The sequence below is a fragment of the Rouxiella badensis genome (genome assembly GCF_026967515.2).
GTDB classification, from domain to species: Bacteria; Pseudomonadota; Gammaproteobacteria; order Enterobacterales; family Enterobacteriaceae; genus Rouxiella; species Rouxiella badensis.
The window spans coordinates 3,300,545-3,318,267 of the sequence record NZ_CP114062.1 but is presented as its reverse complement, the minus strand read 5'-3'; the positions used below and the strand labels follow the sequence as shown (position 1 = coordinate 3,318,267).

Annotated in this window: 11 protein-coding genes; 9 read left to right on the top strand and 2 right to left on the bottom strand. The window is 55.3% G+C overall.

The features are described 5' to 3' along the window. Positions 1–2 precede the first annotated feature (2 nt). Positions 3–1,331 (top strand): glucarate dehydratase, encoded by a 1,329-nt coding sequence (gene gudD, locus O1V65_RS15375; RefSeq protein WP_084911751.1) that lies wholly within the window; start codon positions 3–5, stop codon positions 1,329–1,331. Between the two features lie 161 nt (positions 1,332–1,492). On the opposite strand, the gene garD is transcribed toward gudD, so the two are convergent. Continuing rightward, positions 1,493–3,058: a galactarate dehydratase gene (gene garD, locus O1V65_RS15370; RefSeq protein WP_269129857.1), complete on the bottom strand. Its 1,566-nt coding sequence runs from the start codon at positions 3,056–3,058 to the stop codon at positions 1,493–1,495. Positions 3,059–3,429: 371 nt separating this feature from the next. Here garD and garL point away from each other — a divergent pair, with 371 nt between their 5' ends. The 4 genes from garL to O1V65_RS15350 all read left to right on the top strand — a co-directional run bounded on the left by garL (position 3,430) and on the right by O1V65_RS15350 (position 7,781). After that, complete coding sequence (gene garL / locus O1V65_RS15365) at positions 3,430–4,200, top strand: 2-dehydro-3-deoxyglucarate aldolase (protein ID WP_017490886.1); 771 nt, start codon at positions 3,430–3,432, stop codon at positions 4,198–4,200. A gap of 15 nt (positions 4,201–4,215) precedes the next feature. Continuing rightward, on the top strand, positions 4,216–5,100 hold the full coding sequence (garR, locus tag O1V65_RS15360; protein WP_017490885.1) for a 2-hydroxy-3-oxopropionate reductase: 885 nt from the start codon (positions 4,216–4,218) through the stop codon (positions 5,098–5,100). 79 nt (positions 5,101–5,179) lie between these two features. Continuing rightward, positions 5,180–6,319, top strand: coding sequence for a glycerate kinase (locus O1V65_RS15355; protein ID WP_017490884.1), 1,140 nt, complete (start codon positions 5,180–5,182; stop codon positions 6,317–6,319). Between the two features lie 154 nt (positions 6,320–6,473). Continuing rightward, complete coding sequence (locus tag O1V65_RS15350; protein WP_269129856.1) at positions 6,474–7,781, top strand: amino acid deaminase; 1,308 nt, start codon at positions 6,474–6,476, stop codon at positions 7,779–7,781. A gap of 358 nt (positions 7,782–8,139) precedes the next feature. On the opposite strand, the gene barA is transcribed toward O1V65_RS15350, so the two are convergent. Continuing rightward, a complete protein-coding gene (gene barA / locus O1V65_RS15345; RefSeq protein ID WP_026110393.1) occupies positions 8,140–10,905 on the bottom strand; it encodes a two-component sensor histidine kinase BarA in 2,766 nt (921 codons plus the stop codon). Positions 10,906–11,023: 118 nt separating this feature from the next. Here barA and rlmD point away from each other — a divergent pair, with 118 nt between their 5' ends. The 4 genes from rlmD (at position 11,024) to pyrG (ending at position 17,666) form a co-directional block, all read left to right on the top strand. Further along, positions 11,024–12,409 carry a 23S rRNA (uracil(1939)-C(5))-methyltransferase RlmD gene (gene rlmD / locus O1V65_RS15340; RefSeq protein ID WP_269130529.1) on the top strand — a complete coding sequence of 462 codons (1,386 nt, stop codon included), beginning with the start codon at positions 11,024–11,026 and terminating at the stop codon, positions 12,407–12,409. A gap of 69 nt (positions 12,410–12,478) precedes the next feature. Next, complete coding sequence (gene relA, locus O1V65_RS15335; protein ID WP_017490880.1) at positions 12,479–14,722, top strand: GTP diphosphokinase; 2,244 nt, start codon at positions 12,479–12,481, stop codon at positions 14,720–14,722. A gap of 150 nt (positions 14,723–14,872) precedes the next feature. Then, entirely contained in the window at positions 14,873–15,688 is an 816-nt protein-coding gene (gene mazG / locus O1V65_RS15330) for a nucleoside triphosphate pyrophosphohydrolase (protein WP_017490879.1), read from the top strand. A gap of 340 nt (positions 15,689–16,028) precedes the next feature. Beyond that, positions 16,029–17,666, top strand: a complete 1,638-nt coding sequence (gene pyrG, locus O1V65_RS15325) for a glutamine hydrolyzing CTP synthase (protein WP_017490878.1) — start codon at positions 16,029–16,031, stop codon at positions 17,664–17,666. The last annotated feature ends 57 nt before the right edge of the window (positions 17,667–17,723 follow it).

Sequence of the window (17,723 nt, the reverse complement as noted above, 5' to 3'; positions counted from 1 at the left end):
TTATGTCTTCACCTAAAATCGTTTCGATGCAGGTCGTACCCGTTGCCGGACACGACAGTATGTTGCTCAACCTAAGCGGCGCCCATTCGCCGTTCTTCACGCGTAATATTTTGATTCTAAAAGATAACGACGGTCACACTGGCGTTGGCGAAGTGCCCGGTGGGGAGAAGATTCGCCAGACGCTGGCGGATGCAGAACCGCTGGTGGTCGGCAAAACGCTGGGGGAATACAAGAATGTGATGAACGCGGTGCGCCGTGAGTTTGCTGACCGTGATGCTTCCGGACGTGGCCTGCAAACCTTCGACCTGCGTACTACGATTCACGTGGTGACGGCGATTGAAGCCGCGATGCTTGACCTGCTCGGCCAGCACCTTGGCGTTACCGTCGCCTCGCTGCTGGGAGACGGACAGCAGCGCGATTCCGTCGAAATACTGGGCTATCTGTTCTACGTCGGCAATCCGGATAAAACGTCGTTGCCGTATCAGCGCGAAAAAGATCAGCGCAACGACTGGTATCGTCTGCGTCACGAGGAGGCGTTAACGCCTGAAAGCGTGGTACGTCTGGCCGAGGCGGCCTATGAGCAATACGGTTTTAACGATTTCAAACTCAAGGGAGGCGTCCTTAGAGGCAGCGAAGAGGCCGAGGCGGTGACTGCGCTGGCACAGCGCTTTCCGCAGGCGCGCATTACGCTGGATCCCAACGGGGCCTGGTCTCTTGATGAGGCGATCGGCCTGGGCAAACAGCTGCGTAATGTGCTGGCTTACGCCGAGGATCCTTGTGGTGCAGAACAGGGCTTTTCGGGCCGTGAGATCATGGCCGAATTCCGTCAGGCAACCGGACTGCCTACCGCGACCAATATGATAGCCACCGACTGGCGGCAGATGGGGCATACCATTCAGCTCAAATCGGTCGATATCCCGCTGGCGGATCCTCATTTCTGGACCCTGCAGGGATCGGTTCGCGTAGCGCAGATGTGCCACGAGTGGGGGCTGACGTGGGGATCGCACTCCAATAATCACTTTGATATTTCGCTGGCGATGTTTACGCACGTGGCCGCCGCGGCACCGGGCAAAATAACCGCTATTGATACGCATTGGATCTGGCAGGAAGGCAATCAGAGCCTGACCAAAGAGCCGTTGCAGATTAAGGGCGGCAGGGTGAAAGTGCCGGAACGCGCGGGGCTGGGCGTTGAGATTGATGCCGATCGACTGATGAAGGCGCACGAGCTTTATAAAAACATGGGCTTGGGCGCGCGGGATGACGCGGTGGGCATGCAATTCCTGGTGCCAAACTGGACGTTTGATCCTAAAAAGCCCTGCCTGGTGCGTTAAGGGCGCCGCGCTAGACTCTGCGCGCGCATCCTGGAAGGTCAAGGTCTAAAGCACGCGGCTTCTGGGCGGTCTAGGCCGCCCAGTAAGCGAAGCGCATGTTTTTTAACTTGAAGCGTTTAAAGCGCTTAAAAAGATGACTCGATTTATAAAAATCGTCGTCACTACGTGACAGGCGCTGGGTTAAACACCGCGAGGGCATTATGGAGCCCCCATTGATCTGACCAGGTTTTCTTACGCCCGCTGGCGATATCCAGAATAAAGTGAAACAGCTCCCAGCCGACGTCCTCAATGGATGCATCACCGGTGGCGATAGTGCCGGCGTTGATGTCAATCAGATCAAACCAGCGGTTGGCGAGCGTGGTGCGAGTCGCCATTTTTATTACCGGCACCGCCGTCAGTCCGTAAGGCGTGCCGCGTCCGGTAGTGAAAACCTGCACGGTAATACCCGAGGCAACCTGCTGCGTTCCGCACACAAAATCACTGGCTGGGGTGGCGGCATAGATTAGCCCACGTCGGGTGGGTCGCTGTCCCGGTGATAGCACCTCGACAATAGCGCTGGTCCCCGACTTGGCAATCGAGCCGAGGGCTTTTTCGACCACGTTGGCAAGGCCCCCTTTCTTGTTGCCCGGAGACGGGTTGGCGCTGCGGTCGGTCATACCGGTAGCAAGATAATTGTCGTACCACGCCATCTCCTCAAGCAACCGTCTGCCGACCTGTTCGTCGACCACGCGCGGCGTGAGCAGGTGAATCGCATCGCGCACCTCGGTGACTTCAGAGAACATCACCGTTGCGCCACAGCGTACCAGCAGGTCTGAGGCGAAACCGACGGCAGGATTGGCGGTCACGCCCGAGAAGGCGTCGCTGCCGCCGCATTGGGTGCCCACCACTAAATCGGACGCCGGACAGCTTTCCCGCTGACGTTTGTTGAGGCGCTGTAGGTGAAAGTCGGCCACGGTAAGAATATCGTCGACCATCGACTGAAATCCCACGTGCTGTTCGTCCTGTAGGCGGACCACCTTCGCGTCATCGAGAGAAATGGCCTGCACGTCGGACGTTCCCAGCAGCAGTTTTTCCGGCTGCAGCTTCTCACAGCCCAGACCAACCACCATGACTTCGCCGCCGAAATTCGGATTCAGGGCCAAATTGTGAATAGTACGGATGGGCACCACGGCAGCGGGCGCATTGATAGCCACGCCGCAGCCGTAAAGGTGATTGAGGCCGACGACACCGTCGACGTTGGGGTATTTGGGCAGCAGACAGCGTTCGATAATCTTTACCACGTAATCCACCACGCCAGCCACACAGTGCACGCTAGTAGTGATGCCGAGCAGATTTTTAGTGCCTACGCTGCCGTCGGCGTTTCTGTAGCCTTCAAAGGTGTATCCCTTGAGCGGCGGCAGCGGTGCAGGGACTCGGGTGGCAAGCGGCAGACTCTCGAGCGTGGGGGCCTGCGGCAGCGCGACCACTGATTCGTCAATCCAGCCACCTTCGGGGATGTCGCGCAGGGCGTAGCCAATCACCTCGCCGTAGCGAACAATATCTTCGCCCTGCAGAATTTTGTTTAGCGCCACTTTGTGGCCCTGCGGAATATGTTCCACCAGCACAAGACCGGAAGCGAACGCGGTACCGGCCGGCAGGCCGTTGTCGTTAACAATGATGGCAACGTTGTCGTCCTGATGGACTTTGATATACAAGGCCTCGGTGGCCTGCTCTTTTTTACGCGACATAAACGGCTCCGGTAAGCAATGCGGCGACTATCCACCCATGACCAGAAATTATACGCAAAGCCACTGCATTGCTCATTGTGCAACTGAACAGCTTTGCGCAGCTTAAAAGCGCTTTTATCTGGCAAATGTGTGAGCGAACGTGACGTTAATCACCGTTTTTAGAGGGCGTTGCTATCCCGCTGAAAGAGTGTGATTCCTGTCCCATGCCCATGTGGTTATGCTAAAAAATTGCCGGTAACTCGCGGGGATCCTTGGGCGCTTGCACAGTGTTATTTTGGCCTGCGCTTTTTATACTGAATTAACTTTTGAATGGCTGCATCAGCGACGCAGGCCGTGTCCGCATTTGTCGACCCCTATAATTGAGGTTCCGTATGAGTAATCAAATGATTCCAAACCGTTTCCGTCAGGACCTGTTGGCGGGAAAAACCTTGATAGGTTGCTGGTCTGCCTTGTCCAATCCCATCTCGACCGAGGTGCTGGGACTGGCCGGATTCGACTGGTTGCTGCTCGACGGCGAACATGCGCCGAACGATATTTCCAGCTTTGTGGTGCAGCTCATGGCACTGAAGGACAGCCGCAGTGCGCCGGTTGTCAGGCCGCCGACCAATGAGCCGGTGATTATCAAGCGTCTGCTGGATATCGGCTTCGCCAACCTGCTTATCCCGTTCGTCGAAACCCAGGCTCAGGCCGAGCTGGCGGTGGCCTCAACGCGCTATCCACCGGCGGGGATTCGCGGCGTATCCGTCTCCCATCGCGGCAACATGTTTGGGACCGTGCCGGACTATCTGGCGCAGGCGAACGACCACATCAGCGTCATCGTGCAGATTGAGAGCCAACGGGGCGTCGACAATATAGACGCCATTACCGCCGTCGAAGGTGTTGACTGTATTTTTGTCGGCCCGAGCGACCTGGCGGCGGGGCTGGGGCATTTAGGCAATGCCGGTCATCCTGACGTGCAGTCTGCCATCAAATACATTCTTGAACGAGCTAAAGCGCACGGCAAACCCAGCGGTATTCTTGCCCCGGTTGAGGCCGATGCCCGTCGTTATATCGAGTGGGGAGCAACCTTCGTTGCCGTTGGCAGCGACTTGGGCGTTTTCCGCACTGCGACGCAGGCGCTATGCGACCGTTTCACTAAATAATTTGAGGGGAAAAGCATGAAAATCGGATTCATTGGTCTGGGGATTATGGGCAAGCCGATGAGCAAAAACCTGCTCAAGGCGGGTTATTCGGTCGTTTTCCTTGACCGGCATAAAGAGACGACCGACGAGCTGCTGGCCGCCGGTGCCGAAAAGGCGGCAACCCCGAAGGCGGTGGCCGAAAAAAGCGACATCATCATAACCATGTTGCCCAATTCTCCGCAGGTGAAAGAGGTGGTGCTGGGGGAAAACGGCATTATCGAAGGTGCGCGTGAGGGCGCTATTGTCATCGACATGAGCTCCATTGCGCCACTTGCCAGCCGGGAAATCAGTCTGGCGTTGGCTGAGAAAAAAATCCACATGCTGGACGCGCCGGTCAGCGGTGGTGAACCGAAGGCCATCGAGGGAACGCTGTCGGTCATGGTCGGCGGTGACAAGGCGGTGTTCGACACATGCTACGAGGTCATGAAATCGATGGCCGGTTCGGTGGTGCACACCGGAGAGATTGGGGCGGGTAACGTGACCAAGCTGGCGAATCAGGTCATCGTGGCACTCAACATTGCCGCCATGTCTGAGGCGTTGGTGCTAGCGACCAAAGCGGGCGTGGATCCTTCACTGGTTTATCAGGCCATTCGCGGCGGGCTCGCCGGAAGCACAGTTTTAGACGCAAAAGCGCCGATGGTTATGGACCGCAATTTCAAGCCGGGTTTTCGTATTGATTTGCATATCAAGGATCTGGCGAATGCGTTGGATACCTCTCACGAGATTGGGGCACAACTGCCGTTGACTGCATCAGTGATGGAAATCATGCAGGCGCTAAGGGCGGACGGTCAAGGACAATCTGATCACAGCGCAATAGCACGCTATTATGAAAATTTGGCGAAGGTGGAAGTCACCCGATAATCAACCAACGGGCGCGGCTCGGAATACAGCCGTGCGGATGGTTTCTGAAAAGTGGCTCGTTTCTGAAAATGGATAGCTTATGAAAATAGTAATCGCACCGGATTCATTTAAAGAAAGCTTGTCGGCACTCGACGTGGCTACAGCCATCGAAAGTGGCTTTCGTGAAATTTTCCCGCAGGCCGAATATGTCAAACTGCCGGTTGCCGACGGCGGCGAAGGCACGGTTGAGGCTATGGTTGCCGCGACCGGCGGACGGGTTATCGAGGCCAACGTAACCGGCCCGCTCGGCGAACCGCTCAAAGCCTTCTTCGGGCTTTCCGGCGATGACAAGATAGCCTTTATCGAGATGGCGGCGGCGAGCGGCCTCGAGAGTGTGCCGCAGGACAAGCGTAACCCCTTGAAAACCACCTCTTACGGCACCGGCGAGCTGATTAAAAATGCGCTCGACCACGGCGTTGAACACTGCATTATTGGCATTGGTGGCAGTGCGACCAATGACGGTGGCGCAGGCATGGTGCAGGCACTGGGGGCCAGGCTGCTGACCGCAGACGGCAAAGAGATAGGCTATGGCGGCGGTGAGCTGAAGCATCTGGCTAATATTGACATCGGCGGGCTCGATAAGCGGATTAAAAAATGCCGCTTTGAGGTGGCCTGCGACGTCACAAATCCGTTAACCGGTGACGAGGGGGCGACGGCAATTTTCGGCCCGCAGAAAGGGGCTACACCGGAGATGATCGCTCAGCTCGATGGTTATTTGAAACACTATGCCCAAATCATCAAGAAAGATTTAGGCATCGACGTCGAACATGTTCCCGGTGCCGGTGCCGCCGGGGGAATGGGGGCGGCGCTGTACGGATTCTGTCACGCTGAGCTACGTCAAGGCATTGAAATCGTGACCGAAGCACTGGGGTTGGACGCGCTGGTCAGAGACGCTACGCTGGTTATCACCGGCGAAGGGCGCATCGACAGTCAAAGCATCAACGGCAAGGTGCCAATTGGCGTCGCGCGCGTTGCCAAACGTTATAACAAGCCCGTGATCGCCATCGGCGGCAGCCTTACCCAAGATGTCGACGTGGTTTATGAACATGGGCTGGATGCGGTCTTCAGCGTGCTCTATAGCATTTGCACCCTCGAAGAGGCGCTGGACAACGCTGCCGATAACCTGCGCAAGTCCGCGCGCAATATTGCTGCCACCATTCGTCTGGCACAAAAATTTTAATTCCCTGTCCAGGCAGACATTTTTAACCCCAAACCGGTGTCTTCAAAGGGAGATATCGGTTTTTTATTGCATCCAGGCAGCGCCTGCTTAAAGCGGTTTCATCCGCGGGTTTTTTACGTTAATTTTTAGGCCTGTCATTTAACGAGAGCGCACCATGTCAGAGACTTTTTTTGCCCGCCTACCGGCTAACACACACACCAAAGGGCTGGGTCTTCTGCCCGCCGATGCCCAGATGGGCGACATCGCCAGGCAGGGCTGGAACATCCTGCAGGAGCAGGTTAGCCTGCCGGTTGCCGTGCTGTCGGAAGAAAAAATCCAGCATAATCTGGCATGGATGCAAGAGTTCATCGACCGCTATCAGGTCAAGCTGGCACCTCACGGTAAAACCACCATGAGTCCCGAGCTGTTCCAGCTGCAAACTGACGCTGGTGCATGGGGGATCACGCTGGCAACCGCGCCGCAGACCGAGGCGGCGTTTGCCCACGGCGTGCGTCGTGTGCTGATGGCAAACCAGCTGGTGGGGAAAGGCAATATGGCGATCGTCGCCGAGCTGATGCGCCGTGACGCCCATTTTGAGTTCGCCTGTATTGTCGATTCGGCGGACAACGTGGACGCCCTGGGCGAGTATTTTGCCGAAAGCGGCCAGACGCTGCGCATTCTGCTGGAATATGGCGTGGTGGGGGGCCGAACGGGTATCCGCGATCGGCAGCAGGAAGACGCGGTGCTTGAGGCCGTGGCGCGCTGGCCTCAGTCGCTTTCGCTGGTGGGGATCGAGATTTATGAAGGTGTATTAAACGAAGAAGCGCCAATCCGCGAGTTCCTGCGCCATGTGGTTTCCAGAGCCGAGGCGCTGGCCGAAACGGGATGCTTCAAAGAGCCGGACGTTATTCTTTCTGGCGCAGGATCGGCCTGGTATGACGTGGTGGCAGAAGAGTTTAGCCGTGTGAACAAGCATCTCGACAGCGCCAGACGCCATACGCTGGACGTGGTGCTGCGCCCGGGATGCTACCTGACACATGATGTCGGTGCCTATCATCGTGCCTCCGATCGCATCAAGCAGAATAACCCTGTGGCTCGCGAAATGAACTTTAGTTTGCTCCCGGCATTGCAGGTGTGGGCCTACGTGCAGTCACTGCCAGAGCCGGGCAGGGCGATTATCGGACTGGGCAAGCGCGACTCTTCGTCGGATGCCGGATTCCCGGTCGCTAGCGGCCATTATCGTCCTCAGAGCCGCAGCAGTGAGGCCTATGCCGCCGTTGTACCTGCGCCAAAAGACTGGAAAATTTTCGCCATGATGGACCAGCACGCTTTTATGTCGATACCTGAAGACGCTGACATCAAGGTGGGTGACATGCTGTCGTTTGATATTTCACACCCCTGTCTGACTTTCGACAAATGGCGTCAGCTTTTGCTCATCAACGAACAGTTTGATGTGACGGGCTCTGTTTCCACCTGGTTCTAAATACACGATATCTTTCGCACGGCAGATGCGTTAGCTTCCTCCGCTCACCCCGGTCACTGACTTGTGTCAGCTCCCGGGGATTCGCCTCGTTGCTGCCTTCCTGCCGCACGAAATCTATCGCGTATTAGATATTATTTGGCGATGCAGATGCGTTAGCTTCCTCCGCTCACCCCGGTCACTGGCTTGTGTCAGCTCCCGGGGATTCGCCTCGTTGTCGCCTTCTCGCACAGCGAAATCTATCGCGTATTAGGTATTATTTGGCGATGCAGATGCGTTAGCTTCCTCCGCTCACCCCGGTCATTGGCTTGTGTCAGCTCCCGGGGATTCGCCTCGTTGCTGCCTTCCTGCCGCACGAAATCTATCGCGTATTATTGCCGCGCAGATGCGCTTTAGCTTCACGGGTTACGTTGTCAATTTCATCCAGCAGTTCTAACCATTCGGGTTCGAGTTCGGCGGTAGAAGCGTTTTTTCTTAGCTGTTGTTCGATGTAGAAACACAGCTGTTTTAAACGCGGCACGCCGCTGTAGCTACAGCTGCCGTGCAGCTTGTGGATCAGCGCCAGAATATCGGCATCTTTTTCGCCCTGGGTAATGGCGGTCACGCGGTTGCTGACCTGCGGCAGAAAATCGAGCAACATTTGCAGCAGGTCGTTAGCCAAGGCCTCTTTATTGGCCGACTGACGCAGCGCCAGCGGCCAATCCAGAGTCTTGAGAGACTCCACCGGCATCGGCTTGTCGAGTGGGGTAAAGCTGTGCTGCGCAATCGGTGTCTGAGAAGAGTGATGGCGCGCCAACACGACTTTCAGCATCGCTTCATCGATGGGCTTCGACAGGTAATCTTCCATTCCTGCTTTGATAAACTGCTCTCTTTCGCCACTCAGTGAGTGCGCAGTCACGGCAACAATAGGCGTTTTGCTGTGGTGCGGAAGCTGGTGAATCAATTCGCTAGTGCGGATGCCGTCGATCTTGGGCATCTGAATGTCCATCAGAATCACGTCCATGCTGACGTTCTTCGCCAGCTCAATGGCCTCTTCACCGCTGTTGCACAGCAAGGTGGTTTCGACCAGTTCCTCGAGCAGCGCCCCGATAAGCTTGAGATTGGCAGGGTTGTCGTCGACGGCCATCACCGTCATCGGCAGGCGTTGGCCGCGATGACCTGCGCCTTCGCCGTCCTGGCTGCTGTCTTCGAGCAGATACGGCATCAGTCGCACGCTCGACACCGGCTTACTCACGCAGGCATATACGCCTTTACTTTTGAGCTGTTCGGCCGAAATCTGGAACTGGCTTGGCAGTGCCAGTATCAGGCGATCGCAGTGGCTTAACAGCTGTTGCAACCGCTCTTCGTAATCTTGCAGGTGGTGGTTGAGGCGAATTGGCATGCCATAAAGAATGAAATCATAGTGCTCGTCAGGCAACAGCGCCTGACTGGTGCGGTGAATGACCTCGACCGGCGTGCTCGACAGCATCTCCTTCACTGCCTTGGCTGCTGTCGGATTCGCCTCGATGTAGGCCAGTCTTTTGCCCCTCAGGCAGCTCATCGACGGCGGCGCGTGGTGATGGCTTTCATTAAGCTCAAGCGTGATGTGGAACCAGAAGGTTGAGCCACGGTTAAACTGGCTGTAGAAGCTGATATCGCCGCCCATCTCCTTTACCAGTCGCTGGGTGATAACCAGCCCCAGTCCTGTGCCACCGTGGCGGCGGGTAATGCTGGCGTCAGCCTGTCGGAAGGCCTGGAACAGCTGCGACTGCTGTCGTTCTGAAATGCCGATGCCGGTGTCGTGAATCTGCATCTCCAATTCGACTTGCAGATTGTTTTGCGAGCGCAATTCCACATTGATATCAATGTTGCCATTTTCGGTGAATTTGATGGCATTTCCCAGCAGATTTGTGACAACCTGCTGCAGTCGCATCGGGTCACCCAGCACGTTTTCCGGCACATTATTGTGCACATTAATGGTGAGTTCCAGGCCTTTGTCGTGCGCGCTGTGCGCCAGCAGAATCACCACTTCGTCGAGCATTTCTCGCAGCGAGAACGGAATGTGTTCCAGTACCAGCTTTCCGGCCTCCAGCTTTGAGAAATCGAGTACGTCATTAATGATGGTCAAAAGGTTGTTGGCCGAACGTTCAATAGTCTGCAAATAGTCCGTCTGGGTGGGCGAAAGCTGTGTTTTCAGGGTCTGGCGGGTAAAGCCAATGACCCCGTTAAGCGGAGTGCGCAGCTCGTGCGACATATTAGCCAGAAACTCTGACTTTATTCGCGCGGCTTCCTGAGCGCGCTTCTTCGCCAGATCGAGCTCCACGTTCTGGATCTCCATCTGCTCCAGCGTTTCGCGCAGGTCTGACGTCGCCTGATCGATGTTCTGCTGCACCTCCTCATGATAGGCGGTCAGGGACATCGCCATCGAATTGATGCCATTTTTCAGCATGCTTAGCTCGCCGAGCATGTTGCCCTCAACGCGACTGTCGAGCTGGCCGCGACGAATTCGGTCGACGGTGTTGACCATATTACGGATAGGCCCGGTGACGTCACGCATTAGACGATAGGCAAACAGGGTGGCGATGCCGAGGCACAGCAGCAGGAATAGGGTTGAGACAAAGGCCTCCTGATACTGCTGAAGTCGTACCGAGCTGAGGTCAAGCTCAATGGCGATGTAACCGAGATTGCGCTCGGGGGACCCGCGAAAGTCGCCATCGGGGGCATCGGTGTGGTTCTCCGCCAGGATCGGGGTGCGCAGTATCAGGGAGTCGCCCGAGCGTTCCTGGGTAAGCTCCTGCGGCAGCGGGTCGCCGCTTGCTACCTGCAAAAGGTCGGTGTCGCGCAAGGAATTCGAGGTGGCAAACAGGGCGTTGTTGCCGTCAAACACGCTGATTGCCCGCACGATATCGGAGTGGGTGCGGTGCAGCCGGTCGATAAGTCGGGTTATGGGAGCGCGCTCGCGAAACGTCATCCCGTACTCACTGGCGACCGCCAGGGGTTCTATAATACTGGCACCCGAGTCGATGAGCTGGTTCTGCAATTCGTTGTAGCGATGCACGATAAAGAAGGTGCTGAGCAGCAAACCGATCATTAACGTCGGTGCCAGAATTAAAATCATCATCCTTGCCCGAAGGCTATATTTGGTCATGAGGTTCCGATGTGGGAGAATTGGCGGCTGACGTATACCTAAAGTAATAGAAATTGCCGTAAATCGACAACTTCAGGCACGACGGGTATCAATTTCATGAATCAGCATGCGAACAACAATGGCCCAATTCTACTCTCCGAACCGCCGCGTGACGACCCGGCAAATGATTACTGTGACCGCAACCGACCTTGACGCGTTCGGGCAAGGTGTGGCGCGTCACAAGGGTAAAACGATATTTGTCACTGGTCTGCTGCCCGGAGAACAGGCAGAAGTGACGCTGACCGAAGACAAACGCCAGTATGCCAAGGGGCGAGTAAAGCGCTTGCTGAGCACCAGCGAGGATCGCGTCGCGCCAGAATGCCCTCACTTTTCGGTCTGCGGCGGTTGCCAGCAGCAGCATGCCAGCGTCGCGCTGCAACAGCGCAGCAAGTCGGAATCTCTTCTGCGCCTGATTGCGCGCGAGACTGGCGTTAATGCCGAGCCGGCTCCGGTCATTGCCGCTGAACCTTACGGATATCGCCGTCGTGCCAAACTTGGCTTGCAGATTGCTTTAGCCAAATCGGGTGCGAAGAAAATGCCGGTAATGGGCAAGCCTCAAAAGGGTGCAGCGGTGGCCTCAGGTCCGCTAATGATGGGATTCCGGCAAGAAGGCTCCAACTCGCTGATAAACATCACGCGTTGCCCGGTGCTCCGCCCAGAACTGGAGCAACTGCTGGTTCCGTTGCACCAATGTTTAGCGGCGCTAAAGGCGGTCAGCCGCCTCGGACACGTTGAACTGGTATTGGCAGACAACGGCCCGGTCGTCGTGCTGCGTCATCTCGACCCGCTGGTTGAGAGCGACAGGGAGAACCTGTTGGCGTTTGCCGAGCGCCACGGCATCACGTTTTTCCTCGCGCCTGACAGCGAGAACATTGAAAAATTGTGTGGTGAATCGCCGTTTTATCATATTGACGGCTTAGCCTTGCAGTTTAATCCGCGAGATTTTATTCAGGTTAATGACGCAGTTAACCAAAAAATGGTCGCGCAGGCGTTATCATGGCTGGATATACAGCCAGAAGATCGCGTATTGGACCTGTTTTGCGGGATGGGCAATTTCACTTTGCCGCTGGCAAAGCGGGCAAAGCAGGTTGTCGGGGTAGAAGGTGTTGCCACGCTGGTGGCGAATGGGCAAGATAACGCTAAGCGTAATCATTTATCCCATGTCTCTTTTTACCACGAGAACCTTGAGGACGACGTGAGCCGGCAACCTTGGGCCGCGCAGGGCTTCAATAAGGTGTTATTGGACCCCGCACGCGCCGGTGCCCCCGGAGTCATGGCGCATATTATTAAACTTGCTCCGCAACGAGTGGTCTATGTTTCTTGTAATCCGACCACTCTGGCGCGTGACAGCAAAACTTTGCTGGAGGCGGGCTATCGTCTGAAAGAGGTGCGTATGCTGGACATGTTCCCGCACACCGGGCACCTCGAATCGATGGCTTTGTTTATCAACCAGTCTGGTGAATAAAAATTTATACCCCGTTGCAGGAGCAGTGGCTCGGGTGCGACGGTGATACCAGAAACGTAGGGAGAGGTTATGGTTGCGGTACGTAGTGCACATTTGAATACGGCTGGCGAATTTGCGCTTGACGAGTGGATCACGACTTTAGGCATCTCCAGCCAGGAATCATGTGAGCGTTTAGCCGAAACCTGGCGCTACTGCGAACAACAAACTCAAGGGCATCCCGACGCCTCGCTGCTGCTATGGCGCGGCCTGGAAATGGTAGAAATCCTTTCCACGCTGAGCATGGACAACGACAGTATGCGCGCGGCGCTGCTGTTCCCGCTGGTTGATGACGGCATTATTGACGAGGCGACCCTCGCCAAGGCGTTCGGTAAAGACATCACTTATCTGGTGCACGGCGTACGCGACATGGACGCTATCCGCCAGCTGAAGGCCACGCATAATGACTCGATGGCCTCGGAGCAGGTCGATAACGTCCGCCGCATGCTGCTGGCCATGGTCGAAGATTTCCGCTGCGTGGTGCTCAAGCTCGCCGAACGTATCGCTCATCTGCGTGAGGTAAAAGATGCGCCGGAAGAAGAGCGAGTGCTGGCGGCGAAAGAGTGTACCAACATCTATGCGCCGCTCGCTAACCGTCTCGGTATCGGCCAACTAAAATGGGAGCTTGAGGACTTCTGCTTCCGCTACCTGCACCCTGACGAATACAAACGTATCGCCAAACTGCTGCACGAGCGTCGTATTGACCGCGCGCAGTATATCGATGACTTTGTCAGCACTGTGCGTAACGCCATGGCGGAAGAGGGCATCAAGGTTGATGTCTACGGCCGACCAAAACACATCTACAGCATCTGGCGCAAGATGCAGAAAAAATCCCTCTCCTTCGACGAGTTGTTCGACGTACGCGCCGTGCGCGTAGTGGTTGAACGCCTTCAGGACTGCTATGCCGCACTGGGGATTGTGCACACTCATTTCCGCCATCTGCCTGACGAGTTTGACGACTACGTCGCTAATCCGAAGCCGAACGGTTATCAGTCGATCCACACGGTGGTGCTGGGCCCGCGTGGTAAAACGCTCGAAGTACAGATTCGTACCCGCCAGATGCACGAAGACGCCGAATTAGGCGTGGCCGCGCACTGGAAATACAAAGAGGGTACGGCGGTTGCAGGCGGCCGCAGCGGCGGTTACGAAGGCCGTATCGCATGGCTTCGTAAGCTTATTGCCTGGCAGGAAGAGATGGCCGACTCGGGCGAAATGCTCGACGAAGTGCGCAGCCAGGTGTTCGATGACCGAGTTTATGTGTTTACGCCGAAAGGTGACGTGGTCGACCTGCCAATGGGCTCCACGCCGCTCGATTTCGCCTACCACATTCACAGCGACGTCGGTCACCGCTGTATCGGGGCGAAAATTGGTGGCCGCATCGTGCCGTTTACCTATCAGTTGCAGATGGGCGATCAGGTCGAAGTTATCACCCAGAAGCACCCGAACCCAAGCCGTGACTGGCTGAACCCAAGTCTGGGGTATATCACCACCAGCCGTGGGCGCTCGAAGATCCAGAACTGGTTCCGTAAGCAGGACCGCGACAAGAATATTATCGCCGGCAAGCAGATTCTCGACGACGAGCTCGAGCGCATGGACATCAACCTGAAGGACGCTGAAAAGCTCCTACTGCCGCGCTATAACTTTAACTCGCTCGACGAGCTGCTGGCGGCCATCGGTAATGGCGACATTCGGCTCAACCAGATGGCGAATTATCTTCAGTCGCAGCTGAAGAAACCGAGTGCGGAAGAGCTTGATGAAGAGGCGCTGCGCCAGCTGACGCAGAAAACGACTCGTGCGCCGGTACGCAGTGGCTCGAAAGAAAACGGCCGCGTTGTGGTGGAGGGCGTGGGTAATCTGATGCACCACATCGCCCGCTGCTGCCAGCCGATTCCGGGCGACGAAATTATTGGTTTCATCACCCAGGGGCGCGGAATTTCAATTCACCGTGCGGACTGTGACCAGCTCGAAGATCTGAAGTCTCATGCACCGGAGCGTATTGTCGATGCGGTGTGGGGCGAGAGCTATTCAAGCGGATATTCCCTGGTGTTGCGTGTGGTAGCGAACGACAGGAGTGGACTACTGCGTGACATCACCACCATTCTTGCCAACGAAAAAGTTAACGTGCTGGGCGTTGCCAGCCGCAGCGATACCAAGAATCAGCTGGCAACTATCGACATGGACATCGAGATCTACAATCCGCAGGTCTTGAGCCGGGTTATCGCCAAGCTCAATCAGCTGCCGGATGTCATCGAAGCCAAGCGCCTCCATGGTTCCTAATCCCCGTCGTGCTTAACGCTGTAGCAGCGTTAGCGGTGCCTGCCCTCCTGACTCAATGACTCATGTCAGCTTGTCGGGGGGCTCGCTTGCCGCATGTTGAAGCTTCAATGACCTAGGGATAATTCTCTTTTAAAATTTACGGAAAGCCTCATGACAACTTCACTTCCCCTGCAGCGCCTCCTCGGTATTATGAAAACCCTGCGCGATCCGGTTGCCGGTTGTTCGTGGGACAAAGAGCAAACCTTCGAGACTATCGCACCCTATACGCTGGAAGAAACCTACGAAGTGCTTGATGCCATTGAGCGTAAAGACTTTGCCGACCTGCGCGACGAGCTGGGTGACCTGCTGTTTCAGGTGGTGTTCTATGCGCAGATGGGCAGCGAACAAGGGCTGTTTAATTTTGACGATATCTGCACCGCTATCTCCGACAAGCTAGAGCGTCGCCACCCTTACATCTTCAACCAGCAGCAGTCTGCTCCCGGCAAAGACACGACTCAGGTGCTGCTTGAATGGGAGAAGGGTAAATCGCAGGAACGTGCCGACAAGGCGCTATTCTCAGCCCTCGATGATATTCCTGCCACGCTTCCTGCTCTGATGAAGGCGCACAAGATCCAAAAACGCTGTGCTAACGTCGGCTTCGACTGGACCACGCTCGGCCCGGTGCTTGATAAGGTCTATGAAGAGATAGACGAAGTGATGTTTGAGGCCAAACAGGCCGTGGTCGATCAGGATAAATTGGGCGAGGAGATAGGCGACATGCTGTTCGCAACCGTGAACCTTTCTCGTCACCTCGGACACAAGGCCGAAGGCGCTCTTCAGGCCGCAAACCGTAAATTTGAACGTCGTTTTCGCCAGGTTGAAGAAATAATTCGCGGCTCAGGCCTGAAAATGGAAGAAGCGAGCCTCGAACAGATGGAAGAGGCCTGGCAGCAGGTCAAAATGCAGGAAAAATCAGGCCTGAGGTAAAAATCACATTGCTGTGATCAATATCAAAACGCCGTCTAACGCCGCTGCTAACATAGCGTGCATCAATGAAGCAGCGGCATGCGTGCGAAAAGTTTAATAAATTGAATTATAACGCGTTTTTTTGTCGTTCATCGGCCGTTATTTCAGGCGCAATGAGGTAGTTTGCTGTTTTTAAAGGGTTTTGATGTTTTCAGGCCTAAACTGTCATGGCGAGGGGTTGCCGACGGGTCTGCGAGTGAACGGAGTAAAACCATTGTTTGTGGCGCACGGAAGGTTCGGGTATACTATTTTCCCGTCCTGGTTATTCCATCGTCTTTAAACCTAACCTCTCAGGTTCAGCATGACAACTAATTATATTTTTGTGACCGGCGGGGTTGTATCCTCTCTGGGTAAAGGCATTGCCGCAGCCTCTCTGGCGGCTATTCTCGAAGCCCGTGGTTTGAACGTTACCATCATGAAACTCGATCCGTACATCAACGTCGATCCGGGTACCATGAGCCCAACCCAGCATGGTGAAGTCTTCGTGACCGAAGATGGGGCTGAAACAGATCTCGATCTGGGTCACTACGAACGTTTCATTCGCACTAAAATGACTCGCCGTAACAACTTTACTACCGGTCGTATTTACTCCGACGTCCTGCGCAAAGAGCGCCGTGGCGATTATCTCGGCGCGACCATTCAGGTTATCCCGCACATCACCAACGCAATCAAAGAGCGCATCATTGAAGGCGGCGAAGGTCATGACGTGGTTCTGGTCGAAATCGGCGGCACCGTAGGTGACATCGAGTCCCTGCCGTTCCTCGAAGCGATTCGCCAGATGGCGGTTGACGTTGGCCGTGAGCACACCCTGTATATGCACCTGACTCTGGTGCCTTACATGGCGGCTGCCGGTGAAGTTAAAACCAAACCTACTCAGCACTCTGTGAAAGAACTGCTGTCTATTGGTATTCAGCCAGACGTGCTTATCTGCCGTTCAGACCGTTCTGTTCCCGCCAACGAACGTGCAAAAATCGCACTGTTCTGTAACGTGCCTGAGAAAGCGGTTATCTCCTTAAAAGACGTTGATTCCATTTATAAAATCCCTGCGCTATTGAAATCACAGGGCCTGGACGATTATATTTGTAAACGTTTCAACTTAAGCTGCAAAGAGGCCGATCTGGCTGAATGGGAACAGGTTATTTACGAAGAAGCCAACCCAGGCGGCGAAGTGAACATCGGTATGGTCGGTAAATACACCGAACTGCCGGATGCCTATAAATCGGTTATCGAAGCACTGAAACACGCAGGCCTGAAAAACCGCCTGACAGTAAACATCAAGCTTATCGATTCACAGGACGTTGAAACCCGCGGCGTCGAAGTACTGAAAGACCTGGATGCTATCCTGATCCCTGGTGGTTTCGGTTACCGTGGTGTTGAAGGTAAAGTGATGACCGCACGCTATGCGCGTGAGAATAACATTCCTTATCTGGGCATTTGTCTGGGTATGCAGGTTGCGCTGATGGAGTTTGCTCGTAACGTTGCCGGTATGGAAAACGCGAACTCTACTGAATTTGTGCCAGACTGTAAGTTCCCTGTTGTGGCCCTGATTACCGAATGGCGCGATGAAAACGGCAACGTCGAAGTACGTACCGAAGAGAGTGATTTAGGCGGCACTATGCGTGTGGGTGGGCAGCTGTGTCACCTGACCGAAGGAAGCCTGGTTCGTGAGATGTACAACGAGCCAACTATAGTTGAACGTCATCGTCACCGCTACGAAGTAAACAACATGCTGTTGAAGCAAATTGAAGCAGCCGGTTTACGCGTTGCAGGTCGCTCTGGCGATAAGCAACTGGTGGAAATTATCGAGTTGCCAAACCACCCGTGGTTTGTTGCTTGCCAGTTCCATCCGGAATTTACGTCAACGCCGCGTGATGGTCATCCGTTGTTTGCAGGCTTTGTTAAGGCAGCCGGTGAGTATCAGAAGCGTCAGGTAAAATAAAATATAAGACCAGAGGTGCGCTGCCGGAGTGCGGCGCATCCTGAGTCCGAAGCTTTA

Excerpts from the sequence above, each read along its gene's own strand:
- O1V65_RS15355 (WP_017490884.1), top strand. The coding sequence starts at position 5,180 with ATGAAAATAGTAATCGCACCGGATTCATTTAAAGAAAGCTTGTCGGCA.
- O1V65_RS15350 (WP_269129856.1), top strand. The coding sequence starts at position 6,474 with ATGTCAGAGACTTTTTTTGCCCGCCTACCGGCTAACACACACACCAAA.
- mazG (WP_017490879.1), top strand. The coding sequence starts at position 14,873 with ATGACAACTTCACTTCCCCTGCAGCGCCTCCTCGGTATTATGAAAACC.
- garR (WP_017490885.1), top strand. The coding sequence starts at position 4,216 with ATGAAAATCGGATTCATTGGTCTGGGGATTATGGGCAAGCCGATGAGC.
- barA (WP_026110393.1), bottom strand. The coding sequence starts at position 10,905 with ATGACCAAATATAGCCTTCGGGCAAGGATGATGATTTTAATTCTGGCA.
- rlmD (WP_269130529.1), top strand. The coding sequence starts at position 11,024 with ATGGCCCAATTCTACTCTCCGAACCGCCGCGTGACGACCCGGCAAATG.
- garD (WP_269129857.1), bottom strand. The coding sequence starts at position 3,058 with ATGTCGCGTAAAAAAGAGCAGGCCACCGAGGCCTTGTATATCAAAGTC.
- garL (WP_017490886.1), top strand. The coding sequence starts at position 3,430 with ATGAGTAATCAAATGATTCCAAACCGTTTCCGTCAGGACCTGTTGGCG.
- pyrG (WP_017490878.1), top strand. The coding sequence starts at position 16,029 with ATGACAACTAATTATATTTTTGTGACCGGCGGGGTTGTATCCTCTCTG.
- relA (WP_017490880.1), top strand. The coding sequence starts at position 12,479 with ATGGTTGCGGTACGTAGTGCACATTTGAATACGGCTGGCGAATTTGCG.
- gudD (WP_084911751.1), top strand. The coding sequence starts at position 3 with ATGTCTTCACCTAAAATCGTTTCGATGCAGGTCGTACCCGTTGCCGGA.